The sequence below is a fragment of the Hymenobacter miniatus genome, assembly GCF_016427455.1.
Taxonomy (GTDB): domain Bacteria; phylum Bacteroidota; class Bacteroidia; order Cytophagales; family Hymenobacteraceae; genus Hymenobacter; species Hymenobacter armeniacus.
This window is the reverse complement of record NZ_JAELXR010000009.1, coordinates 49,934-65,832: the sequence shown is the minus strand read 5'-3', so window position 1 is coordinate 65,832 and position 15,899 is coordinate 49,934. Positions and strand designations below refer to the sequence as shown.

Sequence of the window (15,899 nt, the reverse complement as noted above, 5' to 3'; positions counted from 1 at the left end):
TTGCGCCCAGCCGGTACCTTTAAGTAGCTTTTCGCCACCCCGCTGCTTATGCTTGACTTTCTTCGGCGCCACCGGGTCGTGCTGCTGCACGTCTCGTTTTGGGGGCTGTATTTCTCGTGGTACGTCTACCAGTTTCGGGCCGAGTACAGCTGGCTGGCCTCGGTGGGCTACACGCTGCTGTCCATCGGGCTGTACTTGCCGCTGGTGTATGTCAACTACTTCTGGCTGCTGCCGCGCTGGCTGCGCCACCAGCGCACCGGCCGCTACCTGCTGGAGTTTGCGGCGGCTTTTGTGCCGGCCCTGGCGCTGCGGGTCTACGTGCTCTGGCATTTCGCCCCGGCCAATGTGCCCGCCAACTACCTGTACTCGGCGCTTTATGTGCTGGGGCTGGGCGTCAGCATGCTGTTCATTGCGGCCTTCATCAGCATGCTGCGGTTTGCCGTGGGCTGGTTCGAGTTGGAAGCCAAGGCCAAAGCCCTGGAAAATGCCCAGCTCACGGCCGAGCTGCAATTGCTCAAGGCCCAAATCAACCCGCATTTCCTGTTCAATACCCTCAACAACCTCCAGTACCTGGCCTACATGCAGTCGCCGAACACGCCGGAAGGCATCGCCAAGCTGGGCCAGATGATGCGCTACATGATTTACGACTCCAACCACCCCGAAGTGGCCCTGCGCGAGGAACTGGAATACCTGGAAAACTACATCAGCCTCGAACAGCTGCGCCTCAACAACGCCAGCGCCATTGCCTTCGAAGTGGCCGGGCCCATCGGCGCGCAGCAAATCGCACCGCTCATTTTGGTGAGCTTTCTGGAAAACGCGTTCAAGCACGGCCTGGCTACCCACGGCAATGGCTGGGTCCGGGTGCAGGTGGAGCTGCAGGGCTGTAACTGCCATTATACCGTGGCCAACAGCCGGCCGCTCTCGCTGGCGCCGCCCAAAAAATACTCCGGCGCAGGCCTGCAAAACGTGCGCCGCCGCCTGGCCCTGAGCTACCCCGACCGCCACTCGCTGCACATTGAAGAATCGCCGGAGGAGTACCGGATTCACCTGCGTTTGGCCTTGTCATGAAACTCGCCTGCCTGATTCTTGACGACGAACCCCTGGCCCGCGAGCTGCTGGTGGAGTTCACCAAAAAAGTGCCTTACCTGCAGGTGCAGGCCACCTGCGCCAGCGCTCTGGAAGCCATGGAAGTGCTGCGCGCCACGCCCATCGACGTGCTGTTTCTAGACGTGCAGATGCCCGACCTCACTGGCCTGGAGTTGCTGCGCTTGCTGCCCCGCAAGCCCCTGGTCGTCCTCACCACGGCCTATTCCCGATATGCCCTGGAAAGCTACGATTTTGACACGGTCGACTACCTGCTCAAGCCTTTCACCCTGGAACGCTTCCTGCGGGCCGCGGAGAAAGTGCGGGCCCGCGCCCAGCTTTCGCCCGAGCCGGAACCGCCCGCGGGGCGAGGCGGCAGCTCGCCGTTCTTGTTCGTGAAAGACGGCGTGAAGCTAGTGAAAGTGCGCTGGACCGATATTCTGTACGTGGAAGGCCTGCGCGACTACGTGGCCATCCACACCCGGGACCAGAAAATCGTGAGCCTGCAGCGCCTTAAGGTGCTGGAGCAGCAACTGCCCGCCGAGCAGTTCGTGCGCATTCACCAGTCCTTTATCGTGAGCCTGGAAGGCATCCAGTCCATTCACAAGGAAAAGGTGCAGGTCGGCGAGCGGTTTCTGCCCATCAGCGACTCCTACCGCAAGGCATTTAAGGAGTTCATCGACCGCAACTTCCTACAGACCGATTAGCAAAAAAATAAACGCAGGCTGCCAATCAACTGCAATAAATTGGCGGCAGAGGAAAAGTGAAAAATGCTCCGGAGAAGAAATCCGAGCGCCACCCAGTCCAATTGCTTCCTCGGACTGAGGCCGAAGAGGGGAGGAGTGGGCAAATAGAGGATTACATCTGCGTACTGGGCAGCTGACCCGACAATAGCCAGCTTGCTTGTGCCGTCAAAGCGCACCATTTGGCGCCGAGGGTCCCCGTCACGGTTTACCCGGAAAACCAAAATGCCCTTCCTGCTAGCAGGAAGGGCATCGTTTGTAGTCCGTAGGGGAATCGAACCCCTGTTGGTAGAATGAAAATCTACTGTCCTAACCCCTAGACGAACGGACCGTTGTTCGTTTTGATGATGCAAAGGTACGGCGCGCGGCTTTTGATGCAAGTATCAGCGCTAAAAAAAATGGCTTGCCAACGGAAATGGCCTGTTTTACAGGCTAAAAAAAATTATGCGTGGCCACGTTGGTAGTGTAGCCACGGCCGGCAACTCCAGGCGGCACCTGCCTGTTACGGTATCGCGTGGAGAAATCGACGCCGCGCCGCATCGTATCGTGGAATGCGGCATCAACCCGCGCCATTCTACTATCTTCGCCCCGCTTTTTAACCAGTCGCCGATGTGGCGGCTGTCACTTACCACCTTCCTGTTTCACCATGGCTAAAATTAAAGTCGCCATCAACGGCTTCGGTCGCATCGGCCGCCTCACTTTCAAGTCGCTGCTGGGCCGCGACAACGTGGAAATCGTTGCCATCAACGACCTGACCGACAACAAAACGTTGGCCCACTTGCTGAAGTATGACTCCGTGCACGGCCGCTTCGACGGCACCGTGAGCTACGACGAGGAAAGCCTCACCGTGAACGGCGTGAAAATTGCCGCCCTTGCCGAGCGTGACCCCAAGCTCCTGCCCTGGGGCACGATGGGCGTTGACGTGGTATTGGAATCGACCGGCCGCTTCGTGGACGAGGCCGGCGCCGGCCAGCACCTCACCGCCGGCGCCAAGAAAGTGGTGATTTCGGCCCCCGCCACCGGCAACATCCCCACGGTGGTGCTGGGCGTGAACGAGGACATCCTCACCGGCTCCGAAACCATCCTGAGCAACGCCAGCTGCACCACCAACTGCCTGGCCCCCATGGCCAAGGTGCTGGACGACGCTTTCGGCATTGAGAAGGGCTACATCACCACGGTGCACGCCTATACCTCGGACCAAAACCTGCAGGACGCCCCCCACAAGGACCTGCGCCGCGCCCGCGCCGCTGCCTACAGCATCATCCCCACCAGCACCGGCGCCGCCAAAGCCGTGGGCCTGGTGCTGCCCAAGCTGAAAGGCAAACTCGACGGCCTGGCCATGCGCGTGCCCGTGCCCGATGGCTCGATGACCGACCTGACCGTCATCCTGAAAAAGGAAGTGACCAAGGAGGAAATCAACAACGCCCTGAAAGCTGCGGCTGAAGGCCCCCTGAAAGGCATCATCGAGTACGCCACCGACCCGCTGGTGAGCATCGACATCGTGGGCAACCCCCACAGCTGCATCTTCGATTCGGAGCTGACGTCGGCCAACGGCACGCTGGCCAAGGTCATTGGCTGGTACGACAACGAGTTCGGCTACTCCACCCGCACCGCCGACCTCATCCAGAAGCTCGGCGAGCGGATGAACGGTTAAGCGCTAAGTGCGTACATAAGACGCCGCCTGCTTTGCCACCCGTGGCGAGGCGGGCGGCGTTTTTTGTGTGATTATTTCGGCCGTTGGTTTCAACGCTCTTTTCTCACTTATCCGCCGGGCCTGCTCCTGGCGTGCGCAATGCCCAAAACTTGCTTCATCCTGAATCCCATGGCCGGCCCCAGCCGCCGCCTCGACATGCCGGCCCTCATCGACCGGTATTTCGGGGCGCGCGAAGCTGATTACGAAATCAGGCTGACCGAATACGCGGGCCACGCGGTGGAAATAGCCCGGGCCGCCGCCGGTGAGGGCTACGAAGTGGTGGTGGCCGTGGGCGGCGATGGTACCGTGAACGAGGTGGGCCGCGGCCTGCTGGGCACCGATGCGGCCATGGGCATCGTGCCGCAGGGCTCCGGCAACGGCCTGGCCCGCCACCTGAAAGTGCCGCTGGCGCTGCCGGCCGCCCTGCGCCGGCTGGCCGCGCCCACTTTCAGCCGCATGGACGTGGGCGTGATGAACGGCCACCCGTTTTTTTGCACGGCGGGGCTGGGGTTTGATGCGCACGTGAGCCAGCACTTTGCCCAAGCCGGCTCGCGCGGGCTGGCCACCTACCTGCGCGTGACCCTGAGCGAATACCGCCGCTACCAGCCCACCCCGGTGCGCGTGCTACTCAACGGCGAAGAGCGGGCCACCGACTGCTACGTGCTGGCCTTCGCCAACGCTTCGCAGTACGGCAACAACGCCTACATCGCCCCGCGCGCCGACCTGCGCGACGGCCTGCTCGACGTGTGCCTGATTGACGCCCTGCCCGTGGGCCGGGCCTTCCGCGTGAGCTTGGCCATGGCCCTCGGCAACCTGCCCCAAACCAAAGCCGCCGAATATTTTCGGGTGACGGAAGGCACGGTGCGCGCGGAAGCTCCCATCGGCTTTCATGTGGATGGCGACTACATGGGCCACGCCAGCGAATTCAACGTTGAAATGATGCCATTGGCCCTGGCCGTGGCGGTGTAACTTACTATTGGCGCGAGGGGAGCTTGGTGTGTCAGGGCTGCACCAAGGCTGCGTGCACCGTTTGATTAAATCCCTAAGCCGGTCGTTTGCGACTGTTTTTACAACCGTTTCGCTAAACTGCACCAGTAACTGTCAAGTAGCAGAGCTACTGGTCAACAGAAACGAAGCTTCTGCTCCGATGCGGATAAAATGGTCATCCTCCAGCCGAAACAAGATGTGGTCCGTTTCCGCATCGGCTCGCTCCATAAACCAGTCTACATCGAGGTCGCTCGGTTCTTTGAAGCCGATTTCTTGGATGCTGTTGGGCAGTTGGAGCCCTTCACTTTGCTGAAAATACTCTACTTGCTCAAACACAAGGGCCAAGTGGGAGGGGTTGGGCGCCTTGACCCACTTGGCCGTTCGTTTGACGAAGTGGAGGTAACACCGGGCGTTGTCGCGCAGGGCACTCACCAATTCATAGTCATTATGCAAGTCGAAGTAGCCCGTGCCCCATTGCAGCGCAATCATCTGGTCCAGGGTGTAGGTCAGCTTCATATTAAGCAAAGAAAGGCTTCTTTCCCTTAACCCCTAGCAGCAAGCCCATAACAGGTGTCTCACAAGCCACTGCTGCACCCCGCGAGTTTACAGAACTCGTCTACGAATCAACGTTTACCACATGCCTAAAGGCGATGGGTTTCGTAAACTCCTCTCGTGCCCGTTTTGATGGCCACTGTTGCCTGAAACCTAGTGGGAAGAATATGCCTGCACCTGCTGGCGGTACCTTGTTTAAAATTGCAGTTGGTTATTTATACCTAAACAAGTACTCAGTAACCAACAAAAGCCACGCTCTCCAGCGTAATAGCCCGGACGTATTCCCCAGCATCTGCATGAAAAATAACCGCACCGGCGTGGTCTATTCCACGAACCCCGACTTTGCCTACCAATCCGACGAGCCAGCCGCGGCCACCACGCTGCCGCCCCAGCAACAGCAGCTGCGCGTGCAACTCGATAAAAAACAGCGCGGCGGCAAGCAAGTAACCCTCGTGACCGGTTTTGTGGGCACCGATGCCGACCTGCAGGCCCTCGGCAAGCTGCTCAAAACCAAGTGCGGTGTGGGCGGCAGCGCCAAAGACGGCGAAGTGGTGGTGCAGGGTGACTTCCGCGACAAAGTGCTGGAAGTGCTGCTCAAAGAAGGCTACAAAGCCAAAAAGGCCGGTGGCTAAAGGGCTGCTTTCTGTTTTTCGCTGCTGCCACAATCACCTTAATAACTGCCCATGCTGCTCCAATTCTCAGCCCTGCCCGAAGCGGCCCGCGACGTCACCTCCATTCACGGGCAGGCGGAAAGCGGCGTCATCAGTGCCGTGCTGTGGCTGAAGCTGGGCGTGGAAACCGTGGGCGCCACCATCATTGCGCTGGGCATTCTCAGCGCAGGCTGGCTGCTGGTGAAGGCCTTGCTGAAGCGCCAAACGGCTGATTTTACGGCCATTCGGCTGGCGCTGGCACGCTACCTGGCGTTGGCGCTGGAGTTTCAGCTGGGGGCCGATATTTTGTCGACGGCCATTGCGCCGAGCTGGGAGCAGATTGGCAAGCTGGGCGCCATTGCCGTCATTCGGACGGCGCTCAACTACTTCCTCTCCCGCGAAATGCGCGAGGAGCGCCACGAAGCCACGCCCGAAAACCACGTGGTGCAGCGCGCCGACGCCGACTAGTGCCCCAGCCGCACGCGGGCGCGCTCGGCATCCTCGGGCGTGTCGATGCCGAAGGCTTCGAGCTCGGTTTCGGCGCACTGAATGCGGAACCCGGCTTCGAGCCAGCGCAACTGCTCCAAGCTTTCGGCCGCTTCGAGCGGCGACACGGGCAGGCGGGTGAGCTGCTCCAGCACGGCGGGCTTGTAGGCGTAGAGGCCCAGGTGGCGCAGGTAGTGGTGGTGCGCCAGCCACTCCTGGGGCTCGCGGCCGCGCTGGTAGGGCAGGGGGTGGCGGCTGAAATAAAGGGCCTGGCTCTGCTGGTTGAGCACCACCTTGGGCAGGTGCGGGCTGAACAATTCTTCCTCCGTGAGCACGGGTTTTACCAGCGTGGCAATGTCGGGCGCGGCGGCCGGGTCGGCGAACAAATCGGCCAGGGCGTTAATTTGGGCGGGGTTGATGAAGGGCTCGTCGCCCTGGATGTTGACGATGCAGTGCACGTCGGCGGGACTGCCCAGCAGCTGGAAGGCTTCCCACAGGCGGTCGGTGCCGCTGGGGTGGTTTGGGTGGGTGAGCACGGCCTCGCCCCCGAAGTCCTGCACGTGCTGCATGATGCGCTCATCGTCGGTGGCCACCACCACGCGGGCCAGATTGGCCTGCCGGGCCTGGGCCACCACCCGCCGAATCATGCTTTGGCCGCCGAGGTCGACAAGGGGCTTGCCGGGCAGGCGGGTGGAAGCAAAACGGGCGGGAATCAGGCCAAGAACCATGCGGAAAAGGGAGGGGAATGCAGGAGAAAGCACCAAAAATAACTGGCAAATACCGGGTTTCGGGCGGATGGCAGACGCGGCGCGGCCAATTACCCGCGCGTTTTTGCGTTATTTTGCCTGCGCTGCCTGCCCGGCTGGTTTTTGGGCAGTTGTGGTGCTGATTTTGCCAGGTTGATTTTATGACGATACTACTTTCCTTGTTCACGGTGCTGGCCCTCGGGGGCCCTGGGCCCGGCAAGGGCGCCGCCAAAGGCACGCCCACAGACTCCATTGGCGTGGAAATACGCGGCGGCCAGCGCTTTGTGAAGCACCGCGTGACCGCCGGGGAAACCCTCACTGCCCTCACGCGCCGCTACCACGTGACCCTCGAGCTACTCACGGCCGCCAACCCGCAGATTAAAAACGGCCTCGGCATCGGCCAAATCGTGTTCGTGCCACGCCCGGCGGCCGGCAAAGCCGCCGCTGCCAGCCCCGCCGCGAAAGTTCCGGCGGCCTCGGGAGCCCTGCCCGCTAAGCACACGGTAGCCAAGGGCGAAACGCTGTTTGCCATCGCCCGCAAGTACCAGGTGACGCCCGATGAGCTCATTCGCTTGAACAAGCTGCCCGGCAACGGCTCGGTGCGGGTGGGCCAGCAGCTTCAAATCGCCGGGGCTGCCGAGGCCGCGGCGCCTGCTCCGGCCGCGGCCACGCCGGCTGCTCCTACGCCAGCGCCGGTGCGCCCGGCGGAGGTGGAAGCCGTGCCCGCCACCACGGTGGCCAAAACGCCCCCGCCGGCTCCCGACAAACCCGCCCAGATTGCAACGGTGACGCCGGCCGCCTCCGCCGAAAAAGAAAAGGAGAAAGAAGAGGAGCGCACGCCCACCCGCGCCGGCGAATTGCTGTCGCGCGTAGTGGAGTCGGGCCTGGGCGCGCCCATCGAGAAGAGCGTGACCGACAAGTACCTCGCCCTGCACAAAACGGCGCCCGTGGGCACCATCATGCAGGTGCGCAACAGCATGAACGGCCTGTCGGTGTACGTGCGCGTCATCGGCAAGCTGCCCGATACGGGCGAAAACAACAACATCCTGGTGCGCCTCTCGCCCCGCGCCGTGCAGAAGCTGGGCACGGCCGACTCGCGCTTCCGAGTCGAGACGAACTACATTCCGCAGTAGCGCGAGGTAGGTTATTGAATGAGTAGAACGTCATGCTGAGCGCAGTCGAAGCATCTCTACTGCTATGGTAATCCTTTCAATGGGATTAGTGTTGCGGTAGAGATGCTTCGACTGCGCTCAGCATGACGTTCTTTTTGTGCTTTCTTATTAACGCTTCCGCCCGCCGTCTTTTGAACATCGCCCAGCTCCGCCGACAGCTCGACGCCCAGTACGAGCGCTACAACCGGCCCGAATTCATCCAGAACGACCCCATCCAAATCCCGCACCGCTTCACCCAGCGGCCGGATATTGAAATCGCGGCGCTGTTTGCGGCGCTGCTGGCCTGGGGGCAGCGGCCCACCATCATCAACAAGGTGACCGAACTGCTGCGCCGCATGGACGACGCGCCCCACCAGTTCGTAACGCAGCACCAAGACGAGGACCTCAAGCGCCTGCTCGGCTTCTGCCACCGCACCTTCTGCGATACCGATTTGCTGTACTTCGTGCATTTCCTGCGCGACTGGTACCGGCAGCACGACACCCTGGAAACCGCGTTTCTGGTGGGCCACACGCAGCGCGAGCGGCTCATCAACTTCCACAACCGCTTTTTCAGCCTGCCCGATGCGCCCCAGCGCACCCGCAAGCACGTGGCCACGCCGGCCCGCAAATCGGCCTGCAAACGCGTGAACATGTACCTGCGCTGGCTGGTGCGCCGCGACGACAAGGGCGTCGACTTTGGCCTCTGGACCCGCCTTTCCATGGCCGACCTCATCATGCCCATCGACCTGCACGTGGAGCGCCAGGCCCGCCCGCTGGGCCTGCTCACCCGAAAGCTGGTGGACTGGCAAGCCGCCGAAGAGCTCACCGCCAACCTGCGCCTGCTCGACCCCACCGACCCCGTGAAATACGACTTTGCGCTGTTCGGGGCGGGGGTGGACAAGTAGCGGTTATTAAATCAACAAGCTGGGATGAGGCAGTTTGAAGTAATGCAGTACCATACCGGGAAACTTCTGCTGGTTTGGTTGGGCGGTATTGTCGCAATTCTTGTTGTGGCTGCAATGGGGCTAAACACCGGCCTGGCAGCAGCTAACTCTATTGTTAGAACCATATGGTTTTTGGCCATTGTAATAGGTGGAATGTATGGGCTGTTCCGAGTGGGGAAATCAATAAGTGCGGAGCCCACGCTGGTTGTAATTGATGGTAATGGATTAGCAGTTTTAAACCAGAAAACCGGCGAAACCCGACTCATGCGCTTTTCTGAAATAGCCGCTTATCGTTTCACCGACTTCAATAATGCTGAGCAATTTCGAGTGACGTCAACAGATGGCACAAAGCTGAAAATAGCAATCAATACAAAGCTGAGTAATGGCCAAAGCATTTGCCGGATTGTGGAGGCATTTGAGGCCGAATTGGGTGTATACCAAATCCAAGCTGGCGAAATAAGACCTACACTCCGAGAAAAAACCTTTTTTGAGAAACCTATTTCAACAGCGGTGATGGCATTGCTCTTTATTGGGCTAGCTTGGCTTCTGTGGAGCGTATTCACTAGTGCAAAACCTGTGAAATGGGGCAGTCTCTTTCTGGTGTGCGGTAATGTTTTGATATACTTCAGCGCGTGGCTTGCGGCTAGCGGCAAAAGAAAAGGAGGTTGAATCGATACAGTTCCGTGTTTCGCAGCGGTTGGTGAATAGATTCAAGTTTGCATTTACCATAACCGACAGATAATTTGGGACCCTTCATCTCCAATTCCGGTCCATGGATGCACCTTTTGTTGCAATAGAATCTTCACCGGCCATTCCTTCCACCACGTTGCGCAGCCATCTGGTGCTGGTGCGCATGGGCCTGATGCTGGCCGGTATTCTGCTGCCTACGCTGGGTTTGTTGATGCTGATAACGGGCGGCCTCTTGCTCAGCGACGGCGACCGCACTTGGGGCGGGGGCCTGCTGCTGGGCAGCCTGCCGCTGCTGGCCGTGGCCTGGCCGCTGCTGCGACGCAGCATGCTGCCGGTGCTGGCCACCCTCACGCCCGCGGCCCTGCGCCTGGACCCGCGCGGCCGCAGCCTGGCCCTCGGCCTGGCGCCGGTGGAATGCCCGCTGGACGAGATAACCGGCTATGGCGAGCTTCTGTCGGAAGGCGGCAACCACATCAAGCTCTACCGCCGCGAAGGCCCCATGCTGCAGCTCGCCGACCGCCCGAAACGTGCCATCCCCGCCGCCGAGGCCGACCTGCCCGGTTTGGTAGACGCCCTTACCTTAAGCGAGGCCATGCAACACCAGACGGCCGACGCCGATGCCCCGGCCGAAAGCCTGCACCGCCCCAATTTCTACCAAAGCGGCCTGGGCCGTGCCCTGGCCGGGCTGTGCTACGCCCTGATGGCGCTGGGCGTGGTGTTGCTATTTGTGCCCGGCGTCGACTGGACGGTGGGCCTGCGCCTGTTCACTTTCACGGGGCTGTACTTGGGCCTGTACCGCCGCAACCAGCGCGCTACCCCAGCGGCGTAGGTTTCCCACTAACGCGCGTCGCAGCGGGTGGTATAGTAAAAGGAAGATTCTGCCGGCCTCTCGTTCCTGAGCGAAGGCCATATCAGGTTACGCGCGCAGCTTCACCGCGCCGGATGACCATTCTTTAGAATGGTCAGGGAAGTGTAGCGAAATACTCTTGCGGGGGGCGGATTGCCTTTGGACCAGTGAATGCCCTCCGGCAATCCTTTGCCCGGCTTGAACTGCCCGGTCACGCGAAGCTGTAGAGGAAGGCTCATGCCGTTCCATAGGTCTTCGGCAAGTGGAAGTGTTGGCTTACCTCTTTCCAGGTAGATGTATTCCGGGTATTGCACGCGCGGGCTGGTCTGAACAACCCACTGCGCGCACGGACACGCAACCGCACCGTAATTAACCACAATCGTCGACACGTGTGGCTCTTTGGATGGCCCGAAAGCCGTTGCACCCAATAGCAGGGCGAAGGCAAGTCGTATGTGCATCGTGGCGGCGGAAGGAAAAGTTAAACAAGGCTTCACAGCTACCGTGTCAGGGAGCGAAAAGGCGCATCCCCGCAACCGTTTCTTGTTGATAGTTCAAATAAATAATAATTTTCACTACCCCAGCCCCGCCACCCCAGCCGCCGGGCCACATGGGCTACCCGCAGGCGGCGGGTGGCGCGGCCCATACCGATGGCGCCCGGCACGTCTGACCCCGCTCCGGCCATCCCGCGCCATTTCTTAATGCTTTCTGGCGAATCTTCCCGGCCGGCCTGCTGTTTACCTTCGTATCTCATTCCCGAATACCGAAAGACTACTTTCTTGCTTTTACCCCAACATTTCGAACAAAAGATTGGCTTCAGCACGCTCCGCGAGCAGCTCGAGGCCAATTGCCTCTCGGCCCTGGGCCGGCAGTACGTGGCCCGCATGGAGTTTCAGCCCAAGCACGAGCCCCTGCTGAAACTGCTGCAGCAAACCAACGAATTCGCCTACCTGCTGCGCTCCGGCGCCGACTTCCCGGCCTCGCATTACTACGACGCCAAGGTGCACTTCAAGCGCGCCGCCCTGCCGGGCGCCTACCTCGACGTGGCCGCGTTTTTTGAGGTGAAAATGAGCCTACGCACCATCCGGCAGGCCCTTACTTTCTTCTCGCAGGCCGACGAGGACCAGTACCCCACGCTGCGCCTGCTGGGCATTGGCGTGCAGGTGGACCGCAACCTGCTGGCCGCCTTGGACAAGGTGGTGGACGACGACGGTGCCGTACGCGACGACGCCAGCCCGCTGCTGCGTCAGATTCGGCAGGAGCTCATTGCCCGCCAGGGCCAGCTCCGCAAGCAGATTGCTGGCATCCTGCGCCACGCCAAAACCGAGGGCTGGATTCCCTCCGACGCCGAGCCCACCATCCGGGGCGGGCGTCTGGTGCTGCCCGTCATCGCTGAGCACAAGCGCAAGGTGAAGGGCTTGATTCACGACGAATCGGCCTCGGGCCAGACCGTCTACATCGAGCCGGCCGAGGTGTTCGAGCTCAACAACGACATCAAGGACCTCGACAATGCCTACCACCGCGAGCTGATTCGCATCCTCACGGCCCTCACCGACCAGCTGCGCCCCCACATTCCGGACCTGCGCAAAGCATACGGCTACCTCGGGCTGATTGACTTCATCCGGGCCAAAGCCCGCCTCGCGGTCACCCTCGATTGCCAGCTGCCCCAGCTGCACAACAAGCCACTACTGAAATGGCACGGCGTGCGCCACCCGCTGCTGCAGCTGGCCTTCGCCCAGCACAAGCGCGACAACGGCGACCCCCGCGAAGTGGTGCCCCTCGACCTGGAGCTGAACCATGAGCAGCGCATTCTGGTGATATCGGGTCCAAACGCGGGCGGCAAGTCGGTGAGCCTTAAAACCGTGGGCCTCGTGCAGTTTATGCTGCAAATGGGATTGCTCATTCCCTGCGCCGACAACTCCGAAGCCGGCGTGTTTGAGGACATTTTCCTCGACATCGGCGACGAGCAGAGCCTGGAAAACGACCTCTCAACCTATTCCTCGCACCTGCTGGCCATGAAGCAATTCCTGCTGCTGGCTGGCAAGAAAAGCCTGGTGTTGATTGACGAGTTTGGCACTGGCACCGAGCCCAGCCTGGGCGGCGCCATCGCTGAGGCCGTGCTCGACCAGTTGAACAAGTCGCGCGTGTTCGGCGTCATCACCACCCACTACACCAACCTCAAGAACTTCGCCGAGCGCACTCCGCACCTCGTCAACGGCGCCATGCGCTACGACCCGGAGAAGCTGCAGCCGCTTTACCGCCTCGAAGTGGGCAAGCCGGGCTCGTCGTTTGCCATCGAAATTGCCCGCAAAATCGGCCTGCCGAAAGACGTGGTGGAGCGTGCTACTCAGCTCGTGGGCAAAGACAAAATCCGCTACGACCGCCTGCTCGAAGGCCTCGAAAAGGAGAAAACCGAGCTCGAACAGCGCACCGCCGAAGCCGCCAAGGCCGAGCGCCGCCTCAAAAAAGCCGCTCAGGAATACCAGGACCTCAAGCAGCACCTCGAAGACACTAAGCTCGAAACCCTGCGCACGGCCAAGCAGCAAGCCAAAGCACTTTTGGTGAACACCAACCAGCAGATTGAGGCCACCATCGGCGAAATTCGCCGGGGCAACGCCGAGAAGGAAACCAACAAGGCGGCCCGCGAGAAGCTCGACACCTTCGTGCGCACCGAATTGCAGATAGAGCCGCCCAAACCGAAACCCACCCGCGAGCGGGCCGTGGCCGGCGCCGTGCAGCCCGGCGATAAAGTGGCCCTGTTTGGCCAAGACGGCTATGGCGAAGTCGTGAGCGTGAAGGGCCAGACCGCCGAAGTGATGTTCGGCGGCATGAAAACCCTCACCAAGCTCAGCCAGCTCGAAAAGCTGGGTCGGGCTGAAATCCGGGAGCGGGAGCAGGCCGCCAAATCCAAAGCCGGCCGCCTGGGCGGCAGCGGCGCGGGCGGCGGCAAAAGCGTGAACATCACTGACCGCATGGCCGGCTTCAGCCCCACGCTCGACCTGCGCGGCGAGCGCGCCGAAGACGCCCTCACCAAAACCATGAGCTTCGTCGACGACGCCGTGATGCTGGGCATGCCCGAAATCAAGTTCCTGCACGGCCGCGGTAACGGCGTGCTGCGCCAGGTGGTGCGCGACTACCTGCGCTCGCAGCGCGCCGTGGCCAGCGTGGCCGACGAGCACGCCGATAGGGGCGGGGATGGCGTAACCATTGCGGTGCTGAAGTAAAGGGCTATGGCGCATAGTTGCACGGTGGCCGGTGCCGCAAAAGCATTGCTTGCAAGCATCCTGCTCTTCGGTGGAGCGGGATGCGGGCAGCAGGCACCGGTGGTTTTCAGCCAGGTGCCCAAGGAACTGGCCGTGTACTATGCGCGGGCCGGCGACACGTTGCACGTGGCTCGCCTGCTCGAAGCGGAGCACCGCATAGCGTTGCACCGGGCCACGCTTGTGGAAGGGCACGCCATGGCCCAGCGGCCGGCGCCGGTGCGGCGCGTGCCGGCCGATAGTCTGGAAAGCGTGAAGAGACAATTGCTTTCCCACTACCCGTGGCGGCCGTACGCCAGCAAATACCCGGAGGAGCTTTTCGTGCAGGTGGACCCCGCTGCTGAACATCGGAAGGAAACCCTGCTGAACGTCATCGCCATCATGAACGAGCGCGGCAATCTGGAGGACGCCATTGGTGAGGCGCTGGAGTTGGAGCACCTGGGGCAATGGGTGGCGGGCGACTTGGGACCCGGAGGCATGAACATGCTCTACGAAGTCAATTCGGCCACGACGGCACTTCCCGTAGTGGTTAAGACCCTGGAGGCGCGCCAGGCGCAGGGGCGGGCCCGCATCGCGCGTCGGCTCATGACCAGTGCCGACGACTGGCGCTACGAAGTGGTGTATCCGGTGGACTTTTCCGGCGCGTTCAACTCCATGTAATGACGGGCGTCCCGCGTCATTATGCTGATTTCATTTGTCCTTGAATTCAATGTGAGCCCAGGCCTGAATACGCCATGGGTTTCTTTTTTTGACGGTTTTTGAACGATGTTTGAGCAGCGAGTACGCAGTTTGAAAAGTCTGTAAAAACAAAAAATGAGGTGGTGGCCGGCAGCGGCTAGCGCTAGGTTTGCACAGCATTGCCAACAGCTGCGAAGTAGCTTTCGGCCCGCAGTCACCGCCTTCACCTTTCAACCGCCATGCAACCCCAACACCCCAGCCCGTCCGTTCCGCAAACTTCTCCGGCTTTCATTGCCGCCTCCTGGGTGGCGCTGCTCGTGGGCGTGGTCGCCTTCAACGTCGGCCTCTGGAACGCGCAGATGGGCCTCAACGAGAAAGGCTATTATTTCACGGTGCTGATGTACGGACTGTTCGCCGCCATTTCGGTGCAGAAAAGCGTGCGCGACCGCCTCGAAGGCATCCCCGTCACCAACCTGTACTACGGCATCAGTTGGGTGTCGGTCCTGCTCACGGTGCTGCTCCTCGCCGTGGGCCTCTGGAACGCCACGCTCACGCTGAGCGAGAAGGGGTTCTACGCCATGTCTTTCGTGCTGAGCTTGTTTGCCGCCATTGCCGTGCAGAAAAACACCCGCGACACCATGCGCCAGGGCCGGCCCGAGCAATCCGACCTGGGCCAGTAGCTCATCGGTCGCCGGCTCGCTATGCCTCGTGCTACATCGGCCATGGAATCTGTTCCGCTGGCCCTCGTCTATTCCCGGCTCGTCATCGGGGGGCTGCTGGTAGCGTGCAGCTACGGGCGCGTGGCGCATTTTGGGGCACTGGCCGTGGGGCTGATTGTGCTGGGGGTGCTCACCGATGTGTTCGACGGCATCGTGGCCCGGCAGCTGAACGTGTCGACCGAGAAGCTGCGTCGGCTCGATTCGGCCATCGACCAGGTGTTCTGGGGGCTGGTGTTGCTGGCCACCTACCTGGCTTGCCCGGGTTTCTTTGCGCGCCACGCCACCAAACTGTGGCTGCTGCTCGCGCTGGAAGGGCTGACGTATGCCGTGAGCTACCTCCGGTTTCGCAAGGAAATCGCCACGCATTCCTGGGGTGCGAAGGCGTGGGTGCTGGTTTCGGCCGCCGCGCTGGTTCAGATTCTCCTGACTGCCGAGTCCCGCGTGTTGTTCGCCGTTTCGTTTTGGGTAGGGGCGGCGAGCCGGCTCGAAATAGTGGCCATTGTGCTCCTTCTGCGAACGTGGACCAACGACGTGCCTACTTGTTTCCACGCGCTCCGGCTACGTCAGCACAAGCCCATCAGGCGGCACAAGCTGCTGAATGGATGAAATAAAAAAGGCGGTTTGGGTTTGGAAGTGCCCTTTTTAACAGAAGAAGCAACTCTTTTGAGCAAAT

16 protein-coding genes and 1 tRNA gene are annotated in these 15,899 nt (G+C 61.1%); 14 read left to right on the top strand and 3 right to left on the bottom strand.

Annotated features, from left to right (window positions below):
- Nucleotides 1-48 precede the first annotated feature (48 nt).
- Nucleotides 49-1,068, top strand: coding sequence for a sensor histidine kinase (locus JAO73_RS14960; protein WP_198977893.1), 1,020 nt, complete (start codon nt 49-51; stop codon nt 1,066-1,068).
- A complete protein-coding gene (locus JAO73_RS14955) occupies nt 1,065-1,790 on the top strand; it encodes a LytR/AlgR family response regulator transcription factor (protein ID WP_198977892.1) in 726 nt (241 codons plus the stop codon). Before JAO73_RS14960 ends, JAO73_RS14955 begins: the two co-directional genes overlap by 4 nt.
- A 295-nt stretch (nt 1,791-2,085) precedes the next feature.
- On the opposite strand, the gene JAO73_RS14950 is transcribed toward JAO73_RS14955, so the two are convergent.
- Nucleotides 2,086-2,157: transfer RNA gene (locus tag JAO73_RS14950), tRNA-Glu, on the bottom strand.
- Between the two features lie 315 nt (nt 2,158-2,472).
- Here JAO73_RS14950 and gap point away from each other — a divergent pair.
- On the top strand, nt 2,473-3,480 hold the full coding sequence (gene gap, locus JAO73_RS14945) for a type I glyceraldehyde-3-phosphate dehydrogenase (protein WP_198977891.1): 1,008 nt from the start codon (nt 2,473-2,475) through the stop codon (nt 3,478-3,480).
- Nucleotides 3,481-3,618: 138 nt separating this feature from the next.
- Entirely contained in the window at nt 3,619-4,488 is an 870-nt protein-coding gene (locus tag JAO73_RS14940) for a diacylglycerol/lipid kinase family protein (RefSeq protein WP_198977887.1), read from the top strand.
- Nucleotides 4,489-4,620: 132 nt separating this feature from the next.
- Here JAO73_RS14940 and JAO73_RS14935 read toward each other — a convergent pair whose 3' ends face one another.
- Nucleotides 4,621-5,022 carry a hypothetical protein gene (locus JAO73_RS14935; protein ID WP_198977886.1) on the bottom strand — a complete coding sequence of 134 codons (402 nt, stop codon included), beginning with the start codon at nt 5,020-5,022 and terminating at the stop codon, nt 4,621-4,623.
- A 332-nt stretch (nt 5,023-5,354) separates the two neighbouring features.
- On the opposite strand from JAO73_RS14935, the gene JAO73_RS14930 reads away from it, so the two are divergent.
- Together JAO73_RS14930 and JAO73_RS14925 are read left to right on the top strand one after the other, a co-directional pair.
- Entirely contained in the window at nt 5,355-5,690 is a 336-nt protein-coding gene (locus JAO73_RS14930; protein WP_198977885.1) for a translation initiation factor, read from the top strand.
- Between the two features lie 51 nt (nt 5,691-5,741).
- Nucleotides 5,742-6,176, top strand: a complete 435-nt coding sequence (locus JAO73_RS14925; RefSeq protein WP_198977883.1) for a DUF1622 domain-containing protein — start codon at nt 5,742-5,744, stop codon at nt 6,174-6,176.
- Here JAO73_RS14925 and kdsB read toward each other — a convergent pair.
- Nucleotides 6,173-6,922 (bottom strand): 3-deoxy-manno-octulosonate cytidylyltransferase, encoded by a 750-nt coding sequence (gene kdsB / locus JAO73_RS14920; protein ID WP_198977881.1) that lies wholly within the window; start codon nt 6,920-6,922, stop codon nt 6,173-6,175. The genes JAO73_RS14925 and kdsB overlap by 4 nt on opposite strands.
- A gap of 179 nt (nt 6,923-7,101) precedes the next feature.
- Between kdsB and JAO73_RS14915 the strand changes: the two genes are divergently transcribed.
- The 8 genes from JAO73_RS14915 to JAO73_RS14880 all read left to right on the top strand — a co-directional run bounded on the left by JAO73_RS14915 (nt 7,102) and on the right by JAO73_RS14880 (nt 15,832).
- Nucleotides 7,102-8,073 carry a DPBB and LysM peptidoglycan-binding domain-containing protein gene (locus tag JAO73_RS14915; RefSeq protein ID WP_198977880.1) on the top strand — a complete coding sequence of 324 codons (972 nt, stop codon included), beginning with the start codon at nt 7,102-7,104 and terminating at the stop codon, nt 8,071-8,073.
- Between the two features lie 170 nt (nt 8,074-8,243).
- Nucleotides 8,244-8,996 (top strand): TIGR02757 family protein, encoded by a 753-nt coding sequence (locus JAO73_RS14910; protein WP_233169221.1) that lies wholly within the window; start codon nt 8,244-8,246, stop codon nt 8,994-8,996.
- 42 nt (nt 8,997-9,038) lie between these two features.
- Nucleotides 9,039-9,704 (top strand): hypothetical protein, encoded by a 666-nt coding sequence (locus JAO73_RS14905; protein WP_198977874.1) that lies wholly within the window; start codon nt 9,039-9,041, stop codon nt 9,702-9,704.
- Between the two features lie 103 nt (nt 9,705-9,807).
- Entirely contained in the window at nt 9,808-10,554 is a 747-nt protein-coding gene (locus JAO73_RS14900; RefSeq protein ID WP_198977870.1) for a hypothetical protein, read from the top strand.
- Nucleotides 10,555-11,348: 794 nt separating this feature from the next.
- Nucleotides 11,349-13,793: an endonuclease MutS2 gene (locus tag JAO73_RS14895; protein WP_198977869.1), complete on the top strand. Its 2,445-nt coding sequence runs from the start codon at nt 11,349-11,351 to the stop codon at nt 13,791-13,793.
- 114 nt (nt 13,794-13,907) lie between these two features.
- Nucleotides 13,908-14,489 (top strand): hypothetical protein, encoded by a 582-nt coding sequence (locus JAO73_RS14890; protein ID WP_198977862.1) that lies wholly within the window; start codon nt 13,908-13,910, stop codon nt 14,487-14,489.
- Between the two features lie 257 nt (nt 14,490-14,746).
- A complete protein-coding gene (gene yiaA, locus JAO73_RS14885) occupies nt 14,747-15,187 on the top strand; it encodes an inner membrane protein YiaA (RefSeq protein ID WP_198977860.1) in 441 nt (146 codons plus the stop codon).
- Nucleotides 15,188-15,229: 42 nt separating this feature from the next.
- Nucleotides 15,230-15,832, top strand: a complete 603-nt coding sequence (locus JAO73_RS14880) for a CDP-alcohol phosphatidyltransferase family protein (RefSeq protein WP_198977858.1) — start codon at nt 15,230-15,232, stop codon at nt 15,830-15,832.
- Nucleotides 15,833-15,899: the final 67 nt, after the last annotated feature.

Coding starts and splice junctions, on each gene's coding strand:
- JAO73_RS14960 (WP_198977893.1), top strand. CDS start 49: ATGCTTGACTTTCTTCGGCGCCACCGGGTCGTGCTGCTGCACGTCTCG.
- JAO73_RS14955 (WP_198977892.1), top strand. CDS start 1,065: ATGAAACTCGCCTGCCTGATTCTTGACGACGAACCCCTGGCCCGCGAG.
- gap (WP_198977891.1), top strand. CDS start 2,473: ATGGCTAAAATTAAAGTCGCCATCAACGGCTTCGGTCGCATCGGCCGC.
- JAO73_RS14940 (WP_198977887.1), top strand. CDS start 3,619: ATGCCCAAAACTTGCTTCATCCTGAATCCCATGGCCGGCCCCAGCCGC.
- JAO73_RS14935 (WP_198977886.1), bottom strand. CDS start 5,022: ATGAAGCTGACCTACACCCTGGACCAGATGATTGCGCTGCAATGGGGC.
- JAO73_RS14930 (WP_198977885.1), top strand. CDS start 5,355: ATGAAAAATAACCGCACCGGCGTGGTCTATTCCACGAACCCCGACTTT.
- JAO73_RS14925 (WP_198977883.1), top strand. CDS start 5,742: ATGCTGCTCCAATTCTCAGCCCTGCCCGAAGCGGCCCGCGACGTCACC.
- kdsB (WP_198977881.1), bottom strand. CDS start 6,922: ATGGTTCTTGGCCTGATTCCCGCCCGTTTTGCTTCCACCCGCCTGCCC.
- JAO73_RS14915 (WP_198977880.1), top strand. CDS start 7,102: ATGACGATACTACTTTCCTTGTTCACGGTGCTGGCCCTCGGGGGCCCT.
- JAO73_RS14905 (WP_198977874.1), top strand. CDS start 9,039: ATGCAGTACCATACCGGGAAACTTCTGCTGGTTTGGTTGGGCGGTATT.
- JAO73_RS14900 (WP_198977870.1), top strand. CDS start 9,808: ATGGATGCACCTTTTGTTGCAATAGAATCTTCACCGGCCATTCCTTCC.
- yiaA (WP_198977860.1), top strand. CDS start 14,747: ATGCAACCCCAACACCCCAGCCCGTCCGTTCCGCAAACTTCTCCGGCT.
- JAO73_RS14880 (WP_198977858.1), top strand. CDS start 15,230: ATGGAATCTGTTCCGCTGGCCCTCGTCTATTCCCGGCTCGTCATCGGG.